A 1402-nucleotide genomic window follows, 5' to 3' on the forward strand; every position below is an offset into this window, starting at 1 on the left:
GAACGCTCAGGATTCATAGAGCTCTCTCTTAGTTTAATGTCCGCCAGGTGATGGGTACCGCGTAAAAGAAGTTTGCAGTTCAACCCACAGGATATTGAGTATATGGGGATGCTTGGTCGACATTCAATGTCAGGGGAGAGAGAAAAACAAAAGGGGAAACATTTTCCCCTTTTTTAAGATAACAACATGGTTAGATTGTTTATTTATTCGCCAGAAGCCTGAGCTTCGTGCTTACCATAAATCAACATCGGCTCGGATTGACCGTCAATCACTGACTCATCAATCACCACTTTTTCCACGTCATCCATCGATGGCAGATCGTACATGGTTTCCAGCAGCGCACCTTCTACGATAGAACGCAGACCACGCGCGCCGGTTTTGCGTGACATCGCTTTCTTAGCGATCGCCGTCAACGCTTCATCACGGAACTCCAGCTCCACACCTTCAAGGTTAAACAGAGCCTGGTACTGTTTGGTCAACGCATTCTTCGGTTCGCGCAGAATCTGAATCAGGGCTTCTTCACTCAATTCACTCAGCGTCGCCACCACCGGCAGACGACCAATGAATTCTGGAATCAGACCAAATTTGATCAGATCTTCTGGCTCAACCTGCGACAGCAACTCGCCTTCGCTGGCTTTTTGCGATTTACCTTTCACCGTAGCGCCGAAGCCGATACCGGATCCGGTTTCCACGCGCTGGGAAATCACTTTGTCGAGGCCAGCAAAAGCACCACCACAAATGAACAGGATCTTAGACGTATCAACCTGCAGGAACTCCTGCTGTGGATGCTTACGTCCACCCTGCGGCGGAACGGCGGCAACGGTACCTTCGATAAGCTTCAGCAACGCCTGCTGTACGCCTTCACCGGAAACGTCACGCGTGATTGACGGGTTATCTGACTTACGAGAAATCTTATCGATTTCATCGATATAAACGATACCGCGCTGTGCTTTCTGCACATCGTAATCACACTTCTGCAGCAATTTCTGGATGATGTTTTCCACATCCTCACCCACATAACCGGCTTCGGTCAGGGTGGTGGCATCCGCCATGGTGAACGGAACATCCAGCAAACGCGCCAGGGTTTCAGCCAGCAAGGTTTTACCGCTACCGGTTGGACCGATCAGCAGAATGTTACTTTTGCCCAGTTCGATTCCATTACTGGTATCGCCGTTGCGCAGACGTTTGTAGTGGTTATAGACCGCTACCGCCAGCACTTTTTTCGCCCTTTCCTGACCGATGACGTAATCATCTAAATGATGACGGATTTCATGCGGTGTCGGCAGTGCACTGCGCTCACGGTGCGGAGCCACTTCTTTAATCTCTTCGCGAATGATGTCGTTGCATAAATCAACACATTCGTCGCAAATATACACTGACGGCCCGGCAATCAGCTTACGGA

General features: G+C 49.9%; 1 protein-coding gene. It reads right to left on the reverse strand.

Going from position 1 to position 1402, the window contains the following annotated elements; translation table 11 throughout:
• Positions 1–203: 203 nt before the first annotated feature.
• The coding region (gene clpX, locus QMM04_RS22490) for an ATP-dependent protease ATP-binding subunit ClpX (RefSeq protein WP_282997106.1) at positions 204–1402 on the reverse strand (1199 nt) is incomplete at its 5' end.

It is taken from the genome of Pantoea sp. Pa-EAmG (genome assembly GCF_030024295.1).
GTDB classification, from domain to species: domain Bacteria; phylum Pseudomonadota; class Gammaproteobacteria; order Enterobacterales; family Enterobacteriaceae; genus Pantoea; species Pantoea dispersa.